This is a genomic window from Bdellovibrionales bacterium (assembly GCA_016714165.1).
Classification (GTDB): domain Bacteria; phylum Bdellovibrionota; class Bdellovibrionia; order Bdellovibrionales; family UBA1609; genus JADJVA01.
The window spans coordinates 1-19,214 of record JADJNU010000002.1 but is presented as its reverse complement, the minus strand read 5'-3'; the positions used below and the strand labels follow the sequence as shown (position 1 = coordinate 19,214).

Below are 19,214 nucleotides of genomic sequence, written 5' to 3'. Positions count from 1 at the left end.
CATTGATTTTTTTCGTTTCCGATGATCATTTGTGGACCGAATTGATTCGGAGGTAAATTATGTTCAGTGTGTTCAGTCAGATCGCTTGGGCTCAGCAAGCAAATGGAGCCTCAGCTCCCAATTTTCTTGAGCAAATGATCCCATTCGTGTTCATTTTTTTGATTTTCTTTTTTCTTATCATACGCCCCCAACAGAAGCGTCATAAAAAGCAGCAGGAATTCATGTCTTCTCTCAAGAGGGGCGATTCGGTTTTGACATCCGGAGGAATCTTGGGAACGATAGAGGGTCTGACGGAAAAATTTGTCACACTTGAAGTGGCAGATGGTGTCCGTCTCCGGATTTTGAAAAGTCAAATTTCGGGGCCATCGAGTGAGGAACAGAAATGACTGAAAACATCAAAGTGCGTTTTGCTATCGTCATCGCAGCTGTACTTTTAGCAGGTGCTTGGATCGCCCCCAATTTCATTGATTTTAAAGAAGGTGATTGGTGGTTCTCGAAAAAGAAAATGGTCTACGGTTTGGATATCCAGGGTGGCTTGCACCTTGTTATGGGAGTGGATACCCACGGGATCATTGTTGAGAAAACGGTGCGGTTGTCGAGAAGCCTCAGAGATGAACTTAAAAATAGAAATGTGGGGGTTGAGAGCATTGCTGCTCAGGCAGAAGATAAAACGAGGCTAGATGTCGTCCTCAAATCAGACGTCGACGTGAAGAGCTTGAAAAGCTATATCGCTGATACCTACCCAGCCACAATTCAGATTTTGGAGACAGCAGGAAATAGAGTGACTCTGAGATATTTTGATAACGTTATCAGAGATCAAAAGCAGCAGGTTATCAATCAGGCCATCGAAGTGATTCGAAATCGAATCGATGAGTTCGGAGTGGCGGAGCCGAGTATTTCTGCGCAAGGGAGCGAGCGTATTTTAGTCCAGCTCCCTGGGATTCAAGATGCGGTCAGAGCGAAAGAGTTAATTAATCGTACCGCCCGCTTGGATTTTCGAATTGTTTCCAGAGATGTTGAGCAGGCCAAATTGGCTGAGCTTATTGGTTCGGCCGAGAAGGCAGGCAATTATGCTTTCGGTAAAGACGGATTGCGTTATTTGGCGTATGTAAAAAGGCTAAATGAGGATCTTAAAGGCAAGATACCAGAGAATACTCTCGTTGTTTTTCAAAAACCCGAGGAAGCAGCAACTCTTGAGGCTGGAAAAATTCCTTATTTAGTTATGAGTGACACAGATCTGACGGGAGATCAGCTTGAGGATGCAAGTGTTCATCCCGGTGAATATGGCGAGCCAGAAGTTGTCTTTTCCTTTAGTCCTGACGGCAGACGCAGATTTGGTGAGATCACAGAGAAAAATGTTGGCAAACAAATGGCGATCGTTCTTGACGAAATTGTTCAGAGTGCTCCAGTCATTCAAGGAAAGATTGCCTCTTCCTCAGCACGAATCACTTTGGGCGGCGGCAGAGACTATCAAAAAACAGTAAATGAAGCCAATTTTATTGCGACTGCACTTCGCGCTGGAGCTCTTCCGGCAAATTTGGAGCAGCTTGAAGAAAGAACTGTGGGACCCAATCTCGGGGCGGACAGCATTGCGGCAGGAAAGAAGGCAACCCTTATTGGCGTAGCTCTCATTTTCCTGTTTATGGCCCTCTATTATCGCAAGTTGGGTATTATTGCCGATATTGCGCTCAGTTTGAATGTGCTTTTTCTTTTGGCAATTCTGACCTCATTGGGAGCAACTTTAACCCTACCTGGAGTGGCGGCCATAGCTCTGACAGTGGGGATGGCGGTAGATGCCAATATCATTATATTTGAGCGGATCAAGGAAGAGTTGCGTAAGGGAACCGGGACATCTGCTGCGATTAAGGATGGCTTTTCGAACGCATTTAGTTCAATCTTTGATGCGAATATCACGACTGTTGCTACCAGTTTGATCCTTATGTACTACGGCACGGGGCCAGTGCGCGGCTTTGCGGTCAGCTTGACAATTGGAATCGTGACTTCCATGTTTACCGCCGTATTTGTTAGCCGAGTTTTGATTGAGATTATGACCAAGTGGTTTAAAGTTAAAAATATTGCCTCTGTTTAAGGAGAAGAAGATGGGAAGACGAGACGCAAATGTGAATAGCTCCAAGGCAGGGCCTTCGAAAAGTCATCATCACCCTGGGAAAATAAATTTTTTGGGAGTAGGAAGTGTTTTTGCGGTTGTCTCTACTTTAATGGTTATCGGGTCCTTGGCCTTGATCCTTATAAAGGGATTTAACTATGGAATTGATTATGCTGGTGGAACCGAGGTCCAGGTCTTATTTAACCAGAAGGTAGAAATCGGCAAGGTTCGCGAGTTTATGAAGCAAATGGGGTACGGTTCGGCTTCAGTTCAGTCTTTTGGTGGGACTGATGATAGAAATGAGTACTTAATTCGGCTTGAATCCATCTCGGGAAAAACGGAAAAAGAAACAAACGATATGCTGCAAGCCCTGAATTCCAAGCTAACGACCGGGTTAACGGCAAGTTTTCTGGTGAGGGAGCGTCGATTCGTCGGGTCGATTCGGTGGGGCCTCAGGCTGGTTCAGAACTGAAAAGGAACGGGCTTCTTGCGGGGTTTTATAGTCTCTTGGCCATTTTGATTTATGTTGGTCTGCGTTTTGATTATAAATTTGCGCCGGGCGCTGTGTTCTGTCTTTTTCACGATGCAATTGTCGTTTTAGGGATATTCTCTTTGTTTGGTCGTGAAGTAAATTTACAGACCATGGCCGCCGTTTTGACAGTCATTGGATATTCTTTGAACGACACGATCATTATTTTTGATAGAATTCGTGAGAATGAGCCCCTCTTTCGAGAGGAAAAGTTTACTTGGTTAGTAAATCGGTCGATAAACGATACCTTGTCTCGAACAATTTTGACCTCAGGTGCGACTCTTCTTTCTGTCATTGCGCTGTATTTATTTGCGGGTGGAGTGATCAGAGATTTTGCATTCACTATGGGGTTGGGTATTTTAATAGGTACTTATTCTACTATTTATGTTGCAAGCCCCCTCGTTATTTTACTTGATAGTCTCAATCGTAAACCATCGACGGTTTGATCTTGGAATTGAAGTGCTTGTGAGTTTGGTAGAGTGATAGAGTGGCAGGCCCGCGGAAACTCTGATCTTCGTTCTTCGGGTCCCCCTAGGATTCCGGATCTCGTCTGGCGAATTTTGAATGCACGTGGGCTTCATTCTGAAGAAGTCATAGATTCTTTCTTGTCTCCCGCTCTCAAAAACCTGAGTGATCCGGCCGTTATGGATGGAATGAAAACGGCTGTCTCCCGTCTTATGCAGGCTTATTCGAAAAAGGAAAAAATCTGTGTTTATGGTGATTTCGATTTAGATGGAACCTCTGGTTTGGCGCTCTTGCTCAGGGGACTTGAATGGCTTGGTTATGAACAGGTGGGTGGGTATCAGCCGAAACGGCTCACCGAAGGCTATGGTCTTCATGCGCACGCGATAGAAGAGTTCTCTCGGCAAGGTGTTTCGCTTGTGGTCACGGTAGACGTAGGTATTACGGCTCATAAAGCCGTTGAGAGAGCCAATGAATTGGGCGTTGATGTGATTATTACGGATCATCATTTGCCGCAAGGTGAACTTCCATCGGCAGTCGCTGTTCTCAATCCTAACAAGGGAACTTGTCAGTCAGGATTGGGCCATCTTTGTGGAACTGGAGTTGCGTTCTATTTGGTTCTTGCGCTTCGCAGTTCTTTTCGCCAGAGGAATTGGCTTAAGACCGATTTTGATCCGAAGAAATTGTTAGACTGCTTTGCGATTGGGACCCTCACAGATTTGGTTCCGCTAGTTGGTGAGAATCGCATTTTGGTGAGGCATGGCTTGATTGAGTTAGCGCGGACAGAGAGGCCCGGTTTGCAGGCCCTACTTGAAGAGCTTGGTTTGGGAGGGCGCGCTTTGGGATCGCAGGAAGTGGCGATTCGATTTGCTCCAAAATTAAACGCTTTGTCTCGCATGGAAATGGGGGTTCTACCACTGGATCTATATTTGGCGAATTCAAGAAAAGACGCCAACGAACTTGTCGGTAAAGTGATGGCGAACAATGAATTGAGACTCAGGGTGCAGGCCGAGGCCCATGAGGAGGCAGTTCTTCAAGCAAATGAGAGAAATCAGCAGGGATACATTTGGGTTTGGTCTGATCGTTTTCATCAAGGTGTCATAGGGCTAATCGCAACGAAGCTGGCGCAGACTTTTCAGATCCCCGCCTTTGTTGGATCTGTCCATACCGACAAAGGGACCGTAACCGGCAGTGCACGCTCTCCTTTTGCAGGGGCGACCAGTGTGCTAAAGGCCTTGGAATTTTCAGCGAGCAGTCTGAGAAAATTCGGAGGACACTCTCCAGCAGCAGGATTTGAAGTAGAATTAAATAATGTTGAGGGTCTGGATGCTAGATTGGGAGAATTCTTTTCTTTATCAAAAGCTGAGAAGACGAAGATGCCGTCCCTTGCTTATGATGTGGTTTGCGACCTTGATGAGATTAATGCGATGTTTATGACATGGTTTGCGCACTTGGAGCCCTTCGGTACAGGATGGGAACCAGTTGTTGTAAGGATCGATAACCTAGAAATAACTTCTGTTCGTCAGCTTCGAGGAGGTCATTATAAAATCGAAGTGAAAGATCCGAAATCAAGCCAGCGAATTGATGTTCTGTGGTTTTCCCCACCACCTCAACACGCTTTTTTTTGCCCGAAGGATTCAACAGGAAGAGCGGTGGATATTCTTGGAGAACCTCAGTGGAATTTCTTCGCCGGCAAAAAGAGTATTCAACTCTTGGTAAAGGACTTGAAGTTCGCCATTCAGTAGGTGATTTTTTAGTTTATCATCTGATGATGATAATTGCAGGCTCAATCTATACTTGAGGCCCTTTTGGTATCTATGCTAGCTCTGGGAGTGATCTTAAAACAGGGGGATGTTATATGGTGGAATTAAAGCAAAAACTTTCTGAGCGAGCAGCTCAGGCCAGAGATGTGGCGAATAGGGCGAAAAAGGAGTTGGACCGAAAAATCCTCGATTTGACTTCTTTGCGTTTCGAGAAAATAAAGAGTCTTCTGGCAGAAAAGCAGAAGCGTTGGGAAACCGACGGAGATGTGGTTTATCAGTTGGCAGAAAAAGTTCTGAAGAGGGCCATATCCATTCGTGAATCCCTAGTGACACCAACGAAGAGTGATCAGGATGAGAAACAAAAGAAGGAAACGGCACAGGACGTAAAGGTTTCTAAGGTCGGGAGTTCAGAAGAAAAACAGAAGCTGGCTCAGACATCAGAGAAATTTGAGGGGCGCTCAGGGACCTCAAATAAACCCGCGATAAAATCCAAGGGAGAGTCGAAAAAGGGGAATGCGACTGGAGTTAAGAAGAAATCAAAATCAGTTAAGAAGTAAAAGATTGGACTTTTTTCTGTGAGAAAAAGATCTATCGTTCTATTGTCTGCGGGCTTGGATTCGGCGGTCAATTTATTCGAGGCTCATCTCGATACTGAAGTTATTCTGGCATTGACGTTTGACTATGGACAACGTGCTGCTATTCGAGAGATTCAGAAAGCCAGTTCACTTTGTGGGCTTCTCTCTCTCAAGCATCATGTTGTAAATTTGCCTTGGTTTATTGATTTTACAACGACCTCTTTAATAAATCGAAATGTATCTGTGCCAGAATCAGGTGAGGTTGATATCAATTCATTGGGACAATCAAAGGCGACAGCGGAAAGAGTTTGGATACCCAATCGAAATGGAATTTTTTTAAATATTGCGGCCGGCTATGCTGAAGGTTTGGGTGCCAATTATATTGTGCCGGGTTTTAATGCTGAGGAAGCATCAACATTTCCAGATAATTCCGAAGACTTTATTGAGGTGCTCAATCAAAGCTTAAGACTCTCCACTGCCTCCCGAGTCGAAGTTCGCTGTTACACAACTCGTTTGACGAAGCCAATGATCGTTCGCAGGGGGAGAGAGCTGGGGGTTCCTTTTGAGGATATTTGGCCCTGCTATCATGATGGAGAAGAGTGGTGTGGGAAGTGTGAGTCGTGTCTGCGTTTTCTGCGGGCTCTGAAGGAGTGATAAGATGAAAAGTCTTTGGATTACCAAAAGATTTCCTTACGACGGAACCCAACTTCGACCATTATTTGCCTATTTGGGTGAGGGATTATTGGGCGATTCCATTGTCTCTTGGCGAGGACCTTGCCAGATAGACTGGGTGAACATGGTTGATGGTGAAGACCTTCGGGCTCAGAGTCCCATTGCGGGATCTGATATGGTCCATTTTATCGTCGAAAAATTCGATTGCAGTTTGTTTGCTGCGGTTAGTTTGCAAAGGCTCATAACAGCTATAGCTCTTGAGCTGATTCGAAATTTGGCAAAAGAGAGCGTTCTCGCTCTGCAGGTTTTTCGGGTGGGAGATGATCTATTTTGTGGAGATAAAAAGCTGAGCATCAGTGTCGCCACTTTGAGTCTGCGGTCAGCTTTGATTCATTTTGCCCTCAACGTGAGCAATGAGGGGACTCCTGTCCCCACTCTGTCTCTGATCGATCTCGGAATTAACCCCGAGGAGTTTTCTCGCCTTCTTTTGGATCGAGTCGTTGAGGAAGTCCATAGTGTGACGGAGGCGACCTGCAAAGTGAGGACTGTCTGACGTATGAGAGCGCCCCGTATCAGAGGGCAATGACTTCTTTGATTTCGGGTATTGATGATTTGAGTCGTGCTTCTACCCCATCTTTAAGGGTGATCATTGAACTGGGACAACCGGAGCAAGACCCCCTCATAGAGACGTAAACAATCTGATCTTCGTATTTATGAAATGAGATATCTCCCCCATCCATTGCGACAGCCGGCTGAATCTCATCCGAAAAGATCTGTTTGATTAATCTCACCTGTTCTGAATCATCGCTTCTGGGATTAACCACTTCGGGCAAAAGAACGGCCTCGCCACTAAGAAGATGCTCCTCAAGAAGGTTTGCTAAAGGCTCTGCAATAATATCCCAGTCAACCCAATCTTGTTTTGTCACTGTGACGAAATCGGCACCAATAAAAAAGCCTGCAACCCAGGGAAAGCCAAATATCTTAGCGGCCAGAGGCGAGCGCTTGGTCTGCCCTGCATTTAGAAATTCAGCTGATTCGTCGGCTATCTGACGGCCGAAGGAAAACTTCATTGTTGCCGGATTTGGCGTTTGGTCAAACTGAACCTGAATTTGAGATGGCATTGGGAATCTCCTCTTCACATATCAATTACCTAATAGGGGGAGAAAAGACAAACTTCTTTTAAATCAGCGGAATCAACCGAATCAGCTAAATCGATTAAATCTCCATGGGGCCTATTCGCCGAAGGGAGCGCCAATGCTGGAGAGCAAGTTGGGCGCTGAGCAAGGCGAATATTCCTGCCAAAATTAACACGGTTGAGATGAAGCCAAGATGATCGCCTAGAATCCCCACGGGAAGACACATGATTGGCCCTATACTGATGAAACACATGCCAATGAGAGAGCTAATTCGCCCCCGATACTCCTCTTCGAGATCCAAATGAATGCTCACGGTCAGAGAGGCAAAGGTCAAATAGCTAAAGAAACCATTTACAGTCATTGCCAATGAAGTGGTGGTGGCGGTTGGCATGAAAGGAACAGAAATAAGCGACAAGATGCCCATTGGAATACTTAACTGAAGGGTATTGATCGGTTTTATGGGCTTCCAGAACGCAAAGGTCAGCGCTCCAGCCAGGGCTCCAAAGGCTGGCAAACTGAAAACATAGCCAAACTCAGCTCCTGAAAGTTGAAATTTCTGGCGCACGAAAGTGCGGAAGATGACCATCATGATGGGAAAAACAAAGCAAATCGTGAGAAGGAGCTGTATCAATCGATAGCGAATGGAGCGATTGTTTTTGAGATAACGAAAACCTTGAGAGATGGCGGCAAGTTGAGATGTTCCATGGGGGGTGGCCCTGTGAAGTGGGGGCTGGAGTTTGATCTTCGCAAGAACGAAGAGCAGGCCAAAATAGGACAGGCCGTCAAATAGAAAAACAAGTGATGGACCACCATGAGCCATCAAAAAACCGGCGACCAATGGTCCCAGCATTCTTGCGAGGTGGAAGTTAGATGAAGATAGGGCAATGGCCTGCTGAAAATCCGAACGTGGAACAAGTCTGGCGCGGAGCGCCTGTTCGGCAGGCGAGTCCAAAGACATAACAGTCCCTTCGATAATTCCAAATACAATCAGTTGCCAGAGTTGAATATGACCGAATTCGGTTAGGGATGCGAGAATGAGAGAGGAAATCGCTAGAATCGAACGGGTCACAATCATCACACGTCGGACTTCGAGCTGATCGACAAGGACGCCGCCTTGGAGAATAAGAAAAGAGGCAGGCAATGCGACAGAAATCATGAGGAGTCCCAAGGCAGCAGCTCTTCCAAGCATTTCCACGACGATCCAGGCACGAGCCAGTTCATGAGACCATGTTCCGACCATGGAAATCGTTTGAACCAAAAAAAATTGGCGAAAGCTGGCATGCTTGAATGGCGAAAAGCGAGTGGCTAGGAACTTTACCATAGAGGAACATTATGAATGAAACAGATCATGAAATCCAGCAGAGCTTCTCTATGTTGCGGCCCTCTTTTACTTGATTTAGTAGGTCACTATGATTAGGTTCGTAATTCTAAAAAAACGTCAGATATTTGTGTTTGTGGTTTCCACTGCAATCGACAGGTTTGATAATTTTCGCTAAGGGGCAATAAATGACACCAAGAGTTAGGGAGATTTTGAGTTGGTATGGGAGTGAGAATCCTGGAGTTTTAGCAAATATGGCAAGGCTCTTGAATCACGGTCGCTTGGGAGGCTCGGGTAAGATGGTGATTCTTCCCGTCGACCAGGGCTTTGAACATGGTCCAGCTCGAAGTTTTGCCAAGAATCCAGATGGCTATGATCCAGCCTATCACATGCAACTCGCCATTGAATCCGGTTGCAATGCGTATGCGGCGCCACTGGGTTCCCTCGAAGCTTGCGTTCGGGATTACGCTGGAGAAATTCCATTGATTTTAAAGATCAACAATTCAGAGACACTTTTCGAAGTAAAGGGCTCTCCCATTTCAGCGCTCACTTCTTCTGTAGAGGACGCACTGAGATTGGGCTGTTCGGCGATTGGTTTCACCATTTATCCGGGAAGCGAAAAGCGAAAAGCGATGTATGAAGAAATCGCGGCGGCCTCCCGTTTGGCCAAGCAGGCAGGATTGGTTGTGGTTGTTTGGGCCTATGCCCGCGGTACAGATCTGTCTAAACAGGGCGAGACGGGGATTGATGTCATTGCCTACTGTGCTCAAATTGCTGCCCAACTTGGCGCTCATATCATCAAGGTGAAACCTCCAACTTCTTACGTTGAGCAAGAGGCGGCGCGCAAAGTTTATAAAGAAATGAATATTAAAATTGAAACAATGGCGGATCGCACTCGCCATGTGCTCGACTCGGCTTTTAACGGAAAACGAGTTGTGATCTTTAGCGGAGGTGAGGCGAAATCCAACGATGAGCTCCTCACTGAGGTGCGAGGTCTTGCCCAGGGTGGCGCATTCGGTAGCATCATGGGACGAAACGCGTTTCAACGCCCAAAGAACGAGTCCATTCAGATTCTTCACAAGGTAATGGATATTTTTGCAGGCGCGGCTGAGTAATCCGAATTGATTGAGGGAAAGGTTGTTTTATGAAAGATCAAACGAGTTCAGAGAACAGCGAGGATGCGGCTGCGACCGGACCGGAGAGAGAAAATCCTTTGCGAGCTGAGAAAAGAAGAAAGCTCCATTTGCTTCGCGCAAAAGGGATAGATCCCTTCCCTCATAACTTTAAACCCACTCACGAAGCGGGGTATATTTGCGAGAAATTTGGCCACTTTGAACCGGGAAGAAAGGAAGAAACAGAAGTAGTCGTTATTGCCGGTCGGCTGATGACCAAGAGAGACATGGGCAAGGCTTCATTTTTTAACTTGAAGGATCAGAGCGGTTCTATTCAAGTTTATGTGCGGGTTCAGGAGTTGTGCGAGAATGACAGACTGGCTTTTGAGTTAATTGATATCGGTGATCATGTGGGATTGACGGGTTTTGTATTTAAAACCCAAAAGGGAGAACTTTCAGTGCATGCGAAGTCCTTTACAATTCTTTGTAAATCACTTGAGCCTTTACCTGAGAAATTCCACGGCGTGGCCGACATTGAGATCAAGTATCGTCATCGCCATTTAGACCTCATTATGAGTCCAGAATCATGTCGAGTTTTTGAAATGCGCTCCCGAATCATTCGGGAAATTCGAAAATTTCTGGATGGAAGGGGATTTTTGGAAGTAGAAACTCCTGTTCTTCAGCCCATTTACGGAGGGGCAGCTGCCTATCCCTTTTCAACCCACCATCGTGCTCTCGACATGAAGCTTTTTCTTAAGATCTCTCCTGAACTCTATCTAAAAAGGTTAATCGTGGGGGGGCTTCACAAAGTTTACGAAGTTTCTAAGAATTTTCGGAACGAAGGTATTGATCGCTCTCATAATCCTGAGTTTACGATGTTAGAGTATTATGAGGCCTACACTGACTACAAAGATCAAATGATACAGTTTGAAGAGCTTGTTGCAACCGTCTGTGAGAACGTAAGAGGTTCTAAAACGCTTGTTTATCAAGGCAAGGAATTGGATTTTACTCCGCCCTGGCGCAGATTGAGAGTTTTGGATGGAATCAAGGAGTATGGCGGATTTGATCCTGCCAAGTTGTCGGATGAAGCATTATTTGAAAAGATCAAATCATTGGGTTCAGATTTTAAGAATCAACCACGTCGTGGTGAAATGATTATGGAGGCCTTTGAGCTGACTGTTGAGAAGCATCTCTGGCAGCCAACCTTTATACTGGATTTTCCCGTCGAGGTTTCTCCCTTAACGAAGAAGCATCGATCTGAATCAGGCTTGGTCGAGAGATTTGAACCGGTTGTGGCAGGCATGGAATTGGGAAATGCTTATACCGAGTTGAATGACCCAGAAGATCAACTTGAGAGACTAAAAGAACAGGAAAGTCTTCGTCTGATAGATGAAGAAGCCCAACCGATGGATTCAGATTTTATTCATGCGATTGACGTGGGAATGCCTCCGACAGGGGGAGTTGGACTTGGAGTTGAACGTCTGGTCATGATTCTGACGGATCAGCCCAGCATTCGTGATATTATTTTCTTTCCCACGATGAAGCACAAGTAGAGTGATCGTGAGTCAAGTCAAATATGTGGGGCTTGGGTAAATGGATATTTGTAAAAATCGTTTTATTTCTGTCTCAGGTTCCTCACTCGTTATTCAGCTGGTTTTTATTTTCCTGCTTGGTGGCTGCCAAACTTCGGCGCCCACTCGAGTCACAGAAAATCAGAATTTGGATTTAAAGGTCCTTAGTTCTCGCATGAGCGCACCAGTTGTGCTGAGCGATGAACTTGTTGTCATCGACACTCGAAGCCGCTTTGATTATACAATGGCCCATGTGCCGGGCTCTATTCCTCTCAGCTGGCAGGAGTTCGTTGACGGGAGGAGTGCAACTCCGGGAAGGCTTCAACCGAGTTTTCAGCGGTTTGCTCGCCGTTTGGCGCTATTGGGGGTGCATTCTTCAACGCCAGTTTTGGTTTTGGGAAATGGTTTAAAGGGAAAAGGCGATGAGGGCCGTCTGGCTTGGACTCTCTTTTATCTAGGAGTGACGAATATTCAAATCGCAGATATTGAAGCTTTTGCCAAGGGACTTACCAATGTTGAAACTCCTCCACGTAAAAATGCTGATTATTGGGAGCCGAATATAAAATCTACTGTGGAGGCAAGCCAAAACGAAGTTGAGAATGCTGTTTTTGGGAAGAAGAAATTGGGAGAAAAGATTTATCTTATAGACGTCAGATCAAAAGCTGAATATTTTCGGAAGAAGGGGCGAAATTCTGAATATAGTGCGCCCGATTTGGGAGCTATCAATATTGAGTGGAGAGATTTTTTTCAACCAGACGGGCGTCCACACCTTCCCATGAGAGATAAGCTTCGGGCCATCGGCATTCAATTTAAGGATCGCGTAATTGCGATAAGTGACAATGGAGTGCGGTCGGCAGCCGTGACGATGGCACTTCCTAGCGATGGGATTTTCAGGGGCAGCGAACTATTCCGGTGGCTATTCAGAACTTCTTGAAATCGATCTCGCTAGCACTTGATTCTGGCTCCTAGTCGTGAATGCCACCCCTTAGGAAGCCGACGAGCCTGTCAGAGGCCGACTTCTTCTCTGCCTTCGCACGTGATTGTTGAGAATATGATCTTTTAGAATTTCCATTTTCGTTTAGAGAACTTGGCTTTCGTTGCCTTGACAAGCTTTCTGTTCTTGAGCTTCAGGTAGGTTTGAGGAGCAATCGATTGAAGATCTGAGGCAGGTTCTTTGCTACAACTCGATTGAAACTTCAGACTTGCTATCAAAAGCAGAACGCCGAACAGCGAGCCCCACACTATACTCTCTTGCTTAAAATACTGAATCATCCTCATGGATTTACTCCCTTTGTTTACTTGAAATCTCTCAATCATTTGCAAGCAACATCCATAATTCAGACGAGACAATATCAGCCTGCCACGTAATGAGGCAGGAATACAGAAATGAGATTCTCCGAACATCAAATTTAACAAATTTGTATCAAAACTCTGATGAAATTCCTCACTATCCACCACCATTTCGAAGACCTCAGGCCAACAAAGGCCCAAATGAGTCAATACAGCGGCTGGCCGCAAGCCTTCGCAAAGTTGTTGATCCGTGCGTGGCTGAACCAAATCCACCAGGAGTTCGGCTGCAGTGCTCACACCGGAGCGCTGCTGCCGGACGCATGTTTGAAGATCCTGAATTCCTGAGATTTAGTTCAGCCAGGCTCCCTTGGAGTTTGGAACAACAATCAAGCAGGCCAGTTCCAGTTATTTGAGCAGTGCTCTAATGACACTCATAACTTCAAATTATCATTTGGTATCTTTTTACACATAGGCAAAATTGATTGTTCTAGAAAAAAATTCATCTTGGGTGCTTGCCTTGACCATCGGTACCTAATGGCAATAGTTCATGCCCCAGGGTTAGGTTAATTGAAACAAGAGCAGCAAAACGGGTAAAGGAGAACTCATGATGGGCAATCGTGGGCAGGGTCTTTTGTCTTTTAGACAAAATTCAGTTTCGCAAAAAGTGAATCAAGTAAAAGCATCTTGGGAAAGTGGCTTGTTATCAGTCTCTTTGGAGCCCAAGTATTGTTGCCGCAGTCTGGATTTGGTGCAGATGAACCGACGACGCCATCCGAGGTGTCGCAGCCCTCAGTTGAGACCCCCAAGAAGGCCGCTGGAGCGTGCCGAAAGAAAGTTGCGTCAGCAGCGAAAGGTGAGCCACGTTAGATAAATCGCCCGTCGACAAGCCGGCCAAGACAGGCACTACAAAGCCCGCAAGAGCAGAAAAGCCAGCGGCCGCGGCGTAGACCCATCAAGTGAGACTGCCCAGATTTTATTTGAGCTATCGGATTTTCTCAGATTGGGAAGTCAGGTGGATTTAGCTGAAAATCCAGCTGTGAGGTTCCCTTTCTTGTTATGAATTCGGCAGAAAGGGCTGCGGCTTTGATTTATTCGACGCCTCCTCAGAGATCGCGTGATCCTCTCTTCAAGCGAAGGCCTGTCGAGTTTTTCACCATTATTTTCCTAAATATAGGCTTGGTACAGGCAGTATCGATGATCTGAGTCGTGAGGAATATCTTTGGTTTTTAGGAAAACTCAATGAACATGTCGTGATCGTGCCGCGTGCTTCGGTTGTAGCTGAATCTAAGGAGCCTTTGATGATTCGTGCGCAACCCTTAGAGGCAAACTTAACCAGAATTTTTGCTTCTCCGAATATGAGGAATGCCGCGAATCTCGGCGCCAACCATCCCTTGGCTACTGACTATACAGGTAGTTTCTTTAGGGCTGATGGTCGCCCTGTTGGGGTTGATGAGTTGTACCGGAACGGACCTGATATGCTCAATGCTCTTCTTGAGGTTGTGCAGAATGGGATTGTTCAGACAGATTATGGGCAGGCAGTATTGACCGATAGCCTTGTCATCTGGACATCCAACAACGAGAGCATAACTAAAGCGAGTGAAGATCAAGCTTTGAAGGCTTCCCTTGATCGGGCCGAAAAGAACCACATGAACCTGCTCATTTCGCCGGACCAAATCGAGCAAATTGCGGTTACAAGGCAAATTGGGGCCCACATGTTCGAGATGCGTGCGCTTGAGTCAAATGAGAGAGTACCCTATAACGCATTAGATATTTATCCGCTTCCAGATGCGGAAGGCAAGACTGCGACAGCCCTATCGACGATATGCGCTCTACTATAAGGGAGTAAACCGAGGGACGCTGGTGAGCCCTTTGACTCTGAACTATATGTCTTGGTTAGCATCCGCAACCAGGATGGTTGTAGATGTTCTAGCCTAAGAAAACATCAGTCCGAACTCAGTCTAGTCACCGCGAATCCAAGTCAGTTTCTGGATCCCGTTTACGGGTTGAAAGTGATTCTCGGAGAGATTGATCCAAGCAGTGATGCAGAATTGGTTGAGCTTTCCAGGATGCATCTTTTGCTCAATGAAGGCGATCAGGGCATTACCTCGCGAGATATGGAAACATGGCTTCGCTATGTCGTTCAAGTCTCTCAAGAAAAGAACATAGCGATTACACCTCTGTTGGCAGATATTGCATTTCAGGAGCTTTTAGATTCTTCAAAGATCAAACCAGAGAAATTCGAAACGAGAGCTCACTGGCAGAGTCTCCGCAGAAGAATCAAGTTTGAAATGCTTTTACCGCGTCTTGCAAATGACGTTCGGATTATTATCTCTGGCGAAGGCGAAAAATCTGACCGCATTTATGATGAAATATCAAGGGAGTTAATTGAGCTCGCGAATTATCCAGAAGCCGACTACGTCAGTAGCGACTCAGGTGCTCAAAGATTGCTATCAATAAGGATCGGTTGCAGAGGATTTTTGCCATTTACCAGCAAAGAACAACGTGAGATTTGAGCCCAAGTTTCTGCTCAGAACAATCAAGGGTGCCGGCAAAGCAAGCGTTCGTGATGCAAAACTGATGGAAGCGGTCAGACAATTTCTTGCCGATGAGGATTCAAGAACGGCCGATTACATTTCAGCCTTTGATACGTATTATCGCGGTGAAACCAATGATCCAGCGATTGTTGAACAGGTTGGAAGAAGCGAACGGATGCTTTCTAAATATGGATATGACGTTGCGGCCTTTTCAGCAAGCTGTTGGATTTGTGGCTCAGATGAGGGCTGAGAAGCTGATAAATAGGGATAGCGAGGCACCTTAAAGGCGGCTTCGAGGTCGACTTCAGAAGAAGTTGTTTCAATAGTTCAGCGCCGACGAGGGAAGAGGTTTATTGTATTTAAAATTATTTTAGGGTGAGGATAAGTGATGCAAGGGTTTTTCGGTTTTCGGTCTTTTAGTTGGATTGGTGTCTTGATCCATACTCTCAATTCAGAGGCCGCTCGGTTCACTTATTCTTCCCAAAGGTGCCGAAATCTTCGAGGTTGTGACGAATGGGGGCGAGTCGGAGGACATGCCCTCTGGGATTTATAAGCTGCACGCGAAAACAGGGGAATTGGACCTTCTTGTTCCCGGCAGCCCCACCGGGGTTCATCGGGCGTACAAGGGGATCCTAGCTTTGAGTCCCTTCAGGAGGCATCGGCTCTTCCAATGAAGCTCTGACATTGATCGATGGGCGTCTCACTCTATTCAATTACAATTCCAATCCCAAGAATAAAGTCCTACCTTTATTGGGGAAAGGGTCCTGCTGGGATAGGCCTGGTTGACGTCCTGAGCGGGAAGTCGATCGATCTGCCTCGTCTTGAACACCCTGATGAGATCATGATCTATGATGTGGGAACTCGATTTCGGGGATCTGTGTCGGAGCGGCTGCTTTTGATCTCCGTCAAAGTTGACAGTTTTTTGGGTAATGGAGTTACGTTTGCCTTTTAGTGCCCCCTCTCTTCTGGTGGAGAGAAGGTAGCTGTGGGATGATCGCGCCGTCGTTTTGGGCTACGAATACATGACCACGAAACAGTTGGAGAGGATGCACCTCTCCCTTGAAATAGTGGAAACGACTTCACCGTTCTGTCACCCCTTGTTGTGGAGAACGCAAGGATGCACGCTACCGTGCTGAAGATCAGAATGGTGTCATGTCTCGTATCGAATCGGGAAAGGTTAAAAACACAGAAGGGAAACTCGTTGACTCTGTTCCATTCCCATTCGCGGGCGTTCCCGTCTACAACCCCGCTACTGGAGCCTACTCATTAAATGAATATCCCATTGACCCAGTGGTCAGCGAATCTTGGGGCCAACTCGGCTTAGTTTACGACCCATTTTCTCGCAGCTATAGGCTTGTGGATATTCCTCATGAATTAAGTCGAGGGCAGACCACGGCGATGATATCTGGCGGGCAGATCACTTTTCTCGACAAAGAAACGGCCAAGGCGAGGTCGTTGGGGGATTTTGGAATTGATCGCGATCCTAAATCGGGAAAGTACTTGATAAGTGGATTGAGTTGGGACGGAGGAGTGGGTGATGGCGTGGCTGTCAGTCACCAATCTGCGATATTGTTTTTTAGTAATGGCAATCCAAATTTGGCTGTGAGAGTTTCCGACTCGAAGATTTTTCAGAGCCTGGATCTCAGAGATGGATTCTTAGATAAGATCCTCGTTCCCAACGCGCAAATAGAGATGATCAGAGCTGGAACTTTTCGGTTTGGATCCAGAATTGTCCATTCTTTCCTCTTATCAGCAAGAAAGGATCCGGGCCAAATATGGCTCTGTCTGGAACGTTGTTATTGAAGAAACTGGATCTTTGGGGCTTTTACAAGCCGAAGTTCTCATGGAGAACACTCCCTATATCACAGCGAAAGAAATGATACTCAGGCTTGAACTAGCTCGACCTGGTGACCGTTTTTGATAACGTCACTCCAGTTCTGGAGCAGCCGCCTATTTGAAAGAAAATCGCCTCAGCGGCGGAAAGTGGTAGGGGGGCAGGCTGTTGTGAGCTTCTTTCGTGTTGCATCAAGAAGTCAGACTCGAGTTCTCCTCTGTCCGTACCTTATACGAGGCTGATAAAAAATGGTTTGGGATTGGATGTACCGAAGACCGAATTTGGACCTCAGGTCTATCTGCGTTCTCAGCTAGAGACGCCAATATTGCTTAATCAGCTTCATTTTATTCAGTATGACCCAACAGGTGCGCCCAAGGACTACACTGGATTTTGGTCCTATACGAGGCCAGCTGATGGTTCTCAAGCCGTTGGGAGACGACAGATATTTGAAGTTGGAGGCATTGGGACGACCTCTGATTAGCCGGATAGACAGATCGACCAGGCTTGTTCAGCACACCTTGGAAGAACGCATCCTTCAGTTTCCTCGTGTGACCAGAGATAACTTCAAATCAGTTAGAATTAGTCTCCTTCCTTTTTTCCACGGCGAAGAATACTTCAGGTCGCTCTGCTGAAGCTGCAAAGTCATTTAGTTTAGGGATTGTCGCAACTCCTATGCAGGATGGGTCAGCGAATCCTGTTTTTAAGCAAGTTAGCTTCGACCTCCCCTATCAGAGTTTTGTTTACAGTAAGATTGTGCAAGGAGAGAAGGGAAACTCTGACCTCTTCCACATCTTTTGTTTTTTCGGGAAGATTCTAAAATTCCAGGTTCGGAAGAATGTTGTCTTTGTTGTCAATGGAAGTTTGGATATGCCAGCCCTTGCTCAGGGAAAACTTCAGTTAGCAACCTCGGACAAGAAAACTGTGTTTCGTAGCTTTGTTGCAGCCTCTGAGTATAAGAGACACTTGGCCGTCGATGCGGAGGGGCGGTATTATTGGGTTGATGATCCTTCCGTCGGGTTTTTGTCTTCAGAGATAAAGGTGAGAAAGCTTTTGGAACCCGATAAGTATGTTGTTCCCAGAAACGCGGCTCTTGCTAATCTTCGTGCGGCTGAGGGAATAAGGATACAGATGTAGGCTATGCTAATAAAGGCTGAGTCGAGGGGGGGTTTGGAGGTCTGGGTGCTGGTCATCTGCGTTCGAGAGTCAAAGGGATGGATGATGTGTTCGATAAGGCCAGCAGGATTTCGGATTCAGGATTGCCTAAAAGGGCGAGAAGACCGAAAAGGCCGGATCTGAGACTGGCGAAAGCCCGAAGCCAAACGGATCGGGGAGGAAGTTCCCGGAAAGACCAATTTAGCGGGAGAGTCGGCTTTATTTGAAGGCTTTGATGCCTTTCTGGATAGATATGTCGAACAGAAAACGTTCGCAAATCGAATTGAAGTGGTGATCGTTGAGCCCTCGCTCAAGGAAGGGTTTAAGCGGGCCATGCTTAAAAAGCTTCTGGGAAAAAAGGGCAAATTTTCGTTGGGTAATACAAAAATTGGTTATTACTTGGCGGATGAAACGCTTGATGACGTCGAGATTGCGGATGAGATGGGTGCTATTCAAGGCCGGGAGAGCTCAGGAGGAGCTGGAAAAGGATTTTTTTGCTTGAACCCAGCCTGCTATCTACCTATGAGGTGGCAACTCGCGCTCCTGTCGAAGCTGAAGGGGATCACGAGCGGAGAAGTGATGAACTTGAGGCGTTGACAGTGAGCCAAAATGAGGAAGGCGAAGACGCAATGGAGGATCCTCGTGTTCGTTTTCCTGGTGAGAATCCCAAAACTCCATCTGATTTTTTGTCTCTTGTCGTTTCTGGAGGGAGAGCGAAGACTCCAAATGGACTGAAGAAATTGAAGGGAAAATACACGACTCCAACTGGCTTGATGATTGTTACAATGAATGAATGGAGACAGATCCAAAGTCGCCATAAACAAGCGCGCGATTTTGGACTGTTGGATCGATTTTCTATGAACTATGATTTTTTGACATCGAGTTGGACGATTTGGCCACCAAAATCTGGAAAGGTTCCAGATGATCTCAAAAGCCCTTGGAAGCTCGGGTCTTTATAGCAGATGAGATGGCCCTATTCCTTCCCCTTGAGAAGCTTCTGAATAAGGCAGCGACAGGGCAGCTTCGTGGAGAACAGATTGTCTTTCTTGTTCCTCCTGAGCTTCTGCCTGTTGTCAATAAGTTGGTTTAGCTTCGCTGGATGAATGAGGACATTGCATCTTCTCTGCCTTGGTCCCATGGGAATACAAAATTGGCTCTT

Annotated in this window: 24 protein-coding genes and 1 pseudogene; 22 read left to right on the top strand and 3 right to left on the bottom strand. The window is 46.3% G+C overall.

Annotated features, from left to right (window positions below; all coding sequences use genetic code 11):
• The first annotated feature begins 59 nt into the window (after positions 1–59).
• From yajC to IPJ71_11210, 7 genes and pseudogenes are all read left to right on the top strand, one after another.
• Positions 60–386: a preprotein translocase subunit YajC gene (gene yajC, locus IPJ71_11240; GenBank protein MBK7844252.1), complete on the top strand. Its 327-nt coding sequence runs from the start codon at positions 60–62 to the stop codon at positions 384–386.
• Positions 383–2,089 (top strand): protein translocase subunit SecD, encoded by a 1,707-nt coding sequence (gene secD / locus IPJ71_11235; GenBank protein MBK7844251.1) that lies wholly within the window; start codon positions 383–385, stop codon positions 2,087–2,089. The genes yajC and secD overlap by 4 nt, the downstream gene beginning before the upstream one ends.
• A 10-nt stretch (positions 2,090–2,099) precedes the next feature.
• Positions 2,100–3,082, top strand: a pseudogene (gene secF / locus IPJ71_11230) (protein translocase subunit SecF).
• Positions 3,083–3,115: 33 nt separating this feature from the next.
• Positions 3,116–4,843 carry a single-stranded-DNA-specific exonuclease RecJ gene (recJ, locus tag IPJ71_11225; protein MBK7844250.1) on the top strand — a complete coding sequence of 576 codons (1,728 nt, stop codon included), beginning with the start codon at positions 3,116–3,118 and terminating at the stop codon, positions 4,841–4,843.
• Positions 4,844–4,956: 113 nt separating this feature from the next.
• Positions 4,957–5,418, top strand: coding sequence for a hypothetical protein (locus IPJ71_11220; protein ID MBK7844249.1), 462 nt, complete (start codon positions 4,957–4,959; stop codon positions 5,416–5,418).
• An 18-nt stretch (positions 5,419–5,436) separates the two neighbouring features.
• Positions 5,437–6,090 (top strand): 7-cyano-7-deazaguanine synthase QueC, encoded by a 654-nt coding sequence (gene queC / locus IPJ71_11215; GenBank protein MBK7844248.1) that lies wholly within the window; start codon positions 5,437–5,439, stop codon positions 6,088–6,090.
• A gap of 4 nt (positions 6,091–6,094) precedes the next feature.
• Positions 6,095–6,661 (top strand): DUF366 family protein, encoded by a 567-nt coding sequence (locus IPJ71_11210; GenBank protein ID MBK7844247.1) that lies wholly within the window; start codon positions 6,095–6,097, stop codon positions 6,659–6,661.
• A gap of 19 nt (positions 6,662–6,680) precedes the next feature.
• On the opposite strand, the gene IPJ71_11205 is transcribed toward IPJ71_11210, so the two are convergent.
• Both IPJ71_11205 and IPJ71_11200 read right to left on the bottom strand, forming a co-directional pair.
• Entirely contained in the window at positions 6,681–7,217 is a 537-nt protein-coding gene (locus IPJ71_11205; GenBank protein MBK7844246.1) for a NifU family protein, read from the bottom strand.
• Positions 7,218–7,323: 106 nt separating this feature from the next.
• The gene (locus IPJ71_11200) at positions 7,324–8,565 is read right to left on the bottom strand and encodes an MFS transporter (protein MBK7844245.1); all 1,242 of its coding nucleotides are present in this window, start codon (positions 8,563–8,565) and stop codon (positions 7,324–7,326) included.
• Between the two features lie 185 nt (positions 8,566–8,750).
• On the opposite strand from IPJ71_11200, the gene IPJ71_11195 reads away from it, so the two are divergent.
• The 3 genes from IPJ71_11195 to IPJ71_11185 are packed head-to-tail and all read left to right on the top strand — an operon-like array spanning position 8,751 to position 12,179.
• Positions 8,751–9,677 carry a class I fructose-bisphosphate aldolase gene (locus tag IPJ71_11195; protein ID MBK7844244.1) on the top strand — a complete coding sequence of 309 codons (927 nt, stop codon included), beginning with the start codon at positions 8,751–8,753 and terminating at the stop codon, positions 9,675–9,677.
• Between the two features lie 29 nt (positions 9,678–9,706).
• The gene (lysS, locus tag IPJ71_11190) at positions 9,707–11,227 is read left to right on the top strand and encodes a lysine--tRNA ligase (GenBank protein ID MBK7844243.1); all 1,521 of its coding nucleotides are present in this window, start codon (positions 9,707–9,709) and stop codon (positions 11,225–11,227) included.
• Between the two features lie 40 nt (positions 11,228–11,267).
• The gene (locus IPJ71_11185; protein MBK7844242.1) at positions 11,268–12,179 is read left to right on the top strand and encodes a hypothetical protein; all 912 of its coding nucleotides are present in this window, start codon (positions 11,268–11,270) and stop codon (positions 12,177–12,179) included.
• Between the two features lie 125 nt (positions 12,180–12,304).
• Here IPJ71_11185 and IPJ71_11180 read toward each other — a convergent pair whose 3' ends face one another.
• Positions 12,305–12,832, bottom strand: a complete 528-nt coding sequence (locus tag IPJ71_11180; protein ID MBK7844241.1) for a hypothetical protein — start codon at positions 12,830–12,832, stop codon at positions 12,305–12,307.
• 387 nt (positions 12,833–13,219) lie between these two features.
• Here IPJ71_11180 and IPJ71_11175 point away from each other — a divergent pair, with 387 nt between their 5' ends.
• From IPJ71_11175 to IPJ71_11120, 12 genes are all read left to right on the top strand, one after another.
• Complete coding sequence (locus tag IPJ71_11175) at positions 13,220–13,402, top strand: hypothetical protein (protein MBK7844240.1); 183 nt, start codon at positions 13,220–13,222, stop codon at positions 13,400–13,402.
• Between the two features lie 189 nt (positions 13,403–13,591).
• Positions 13,592–13,738 (top strand): hypothetical protein, encoded by a 147-nt coding sequence (locus IPJ71_11170; protein ID MBK7844239.1) that lies wholly within the window; start codon positions 13,592–13,594, stop codon positions 13,736–13,738.
• A 95-nt stretch (positions 13,739–13,833) separates the two neighbouring features.
• Positions 13,834–14,373 carry a hypothetical protein gene (locus IPJ71_11165; protein MBK7844238.1) on the top strand — a complete coding sequence of 180 codons (540 nt, stop codon included), beginning with the start codon at positions 13,834–13,836 and terminating at the stop codon, positions 14,371–14,373.
• Positions 14,374–14,538: 165 nt separating this feature from the next.
• Complete coding sequence (locus IPJ71_11160; protein ID MBK7844237.1) at positions 14,539–15,048, top strand: hypothetical protein; 510 nt, start codon at positions 14,539–14,541, stop codon at positions 15,046–15,048.
• A complete protein-coding gene (locus tag IPJ71_11155) occupies positions 15,038–15,319 on the top strand; it encodes a hypothetical protein (GenBank protein MBK7844236.1) in 282 nt (93 codons plus the stop codon). The genes IPJ71_11160 and IPJ71_11155 overlap by 11 nt, the downstream gene beginning before the upstream one ends.
• Before the next feature lie 441 nt (positions 15,320–15,760).
• Positions 15,761–16,021 (top strand): hypothetical protein, encoded by a 261-nt coding sequence (locus tag IPJ71_11150; protein ID MBK7844235.1) that lies wholly within the window; start codon positions 15,761–15,763, stop codon positions 16,019–16,021.
• A gap of 200 nt (positions 16,022–16,221) precedes the next feature.
• Positions 16,222–16,872 carry a hypothetical protein gene (locus tag IPJ71_11145; protein MBK7844234.1) on the top strand — a complete coding sequence of 217 codons (651 nt, stop codon included), beginning with the start codon at positions 16,222–16,224 and terminating at the stop codon, positions 16,870–16,872.
• Between the two features lie 290 nt (positions 16,873–17,162).
• A complete protein-coding gene (locus IPJ71_11140) occupies positions 17,163–17,384 on the top strand; it encodes a hypothetical protein (GenBank protein ID MBK7844233.1) in 222 nt (73 codons plus the stop codon).
• 191 nt (positions 17,385–17,575) lie between these two features.
• Positions 17,576–18,037 carry a hypothetical protein gene (locus IPJ71_11135; GenBank protein MBK7844232.1) on the top strand — a complete coding sequence of 154 codons (462 nt, stop codon included), beginning with the start codon at positions 17,576–17,578 and terminating at the stop codon, positions 18,035–18,037.
• Between the two features lie 306 nt (positions 18,038–18,343).
• Positions 18,344–18,652, top strand: a complete 309-nt coding sequence (locus IPJ71_11130; protein MBK7844231.1) for a hypothetical protein — start codon at positions 18,344–18,346, stop codon at positions 18,650–18,652.
• Positions 18,653–18,654: 2 nt separating this feature from the next.
• Complete coding sequence (locus tag IPJ71_11125; protein MBK7844230.1) at positions 18,655–19,014, top strand: hypothetical protein; 360 nt, start codon at positions 18,655–18,657, stop codon at positions 19,012–19,014.
• On the top strand, positions 18,993–19,145 hold the full coding sequence (locus IPJ71_11120; GenBank protein ID MBK7844229.1) for a hypothetical protein: 153 nt from the start codon (positions 18,993–18,995) through the stop codon (positions 19,143–19,145). The genes IPJ71_11125 and IPJ71_11120 overlap by 22 nt, the downstream gene beginning before the upstream one ends.
• The last annotated feature ends 69 nt before the right edge of the window (positions 19,146–19,214 follow it).

Excerpts from the sequence above, each read along its gene's own strand:
- yajC (MBK7844252.1), top strand. The coding sequence starts at position 60 with ATGTTCAGTGTGTTCAGTCAGATCGCTTGGGCTCAGCAAGCAAATGGA.
- secD (MBK7844251.1), top strand. The coding sequence starts at position 383 with ATGACTGAAAACATCAAAGTGCGTTTTGCTATCGTCATCGCAGCTGTA.
- IPJ71_11220 (MBK7844249.1), top strand. The coding sequence starts at position 4,957 with ATGGTGGAATTAAAGCAAAAACTTTCTGAGCGAGCAGCTCAGGCCAGA.
- IPJ71_11210 (MBK7844247.1), top strand. The coding sequence starts at position 6,095 with ATGAAAAGTCTTTGGATTACCAAAAGATTTCCTTACGACGGAACCCAA.
- IPJ71_11200 (MBK7844245.1), bottom strand. The coding sequence starts at position 8,565 with ATGGTAAAGTTCCTAGCCACTCGCTTTTCGCCATTCAAGCATGCCAGC.
- IPJ71_11195 (MBK7844244.1), top strand. The coding sequence starts at position 8,751 with ATGACACCAAGAGTTAGGGAGATTTTGAGTTGGTATGGGAGTGAGAAT.
- lysS (MBK7844243.1), top strand. The coding sequence starts at position 9,707 with ATGAAAGATCAAACGAGTTCAGAGAACAGCGAGGATGCGGCTGCGACC.
- IPJ71_11185 (MBK7844242.1), top strand. The coding sequence starts at position 11,268 with ATGGATATTTGTAAAAATCGTTTTATTTCTGTCTCAGGTTCCTCACTC.
- IPJ71_11170 (MBK7844239.1), top strand. The coding sequence starts at position 13,592 with ATGAATTCGGCAGAAAGGGCTGCGGCTTTGATTTATTCGACGCCTCCT.
- IPJ71_11165 (MBK7844238.1), top strand. The coding sequence starts at position 13,834 with ATGATTCGTGCGCAACCCTTAGAGGCAAACTTAACCAGAATTTTTGCT.
- IPJ71_11150 (MBK7844235.1), top strand. The coding sequence starts at position 15,761 with ATGGGCGTCTCACTCTATTCAATTACAATTCCAATCCCAAGAATAAAG.
- IPJ71_11145 (MBK7844234.1), top strand. The coding sequence starts at position 16,222 with ATGTCTCGTATCGAATCGGGAAAGGTTAAAAACACAGAAGGGAAACTC.
- IPJ71_11135 (MBK7844232.1), top strand. The coding sequence starts at position 17,576 with ATGCAGGATGGGTCAGCGAATCCTGTTTTTAAGCAAGTTAGCTTCGAC.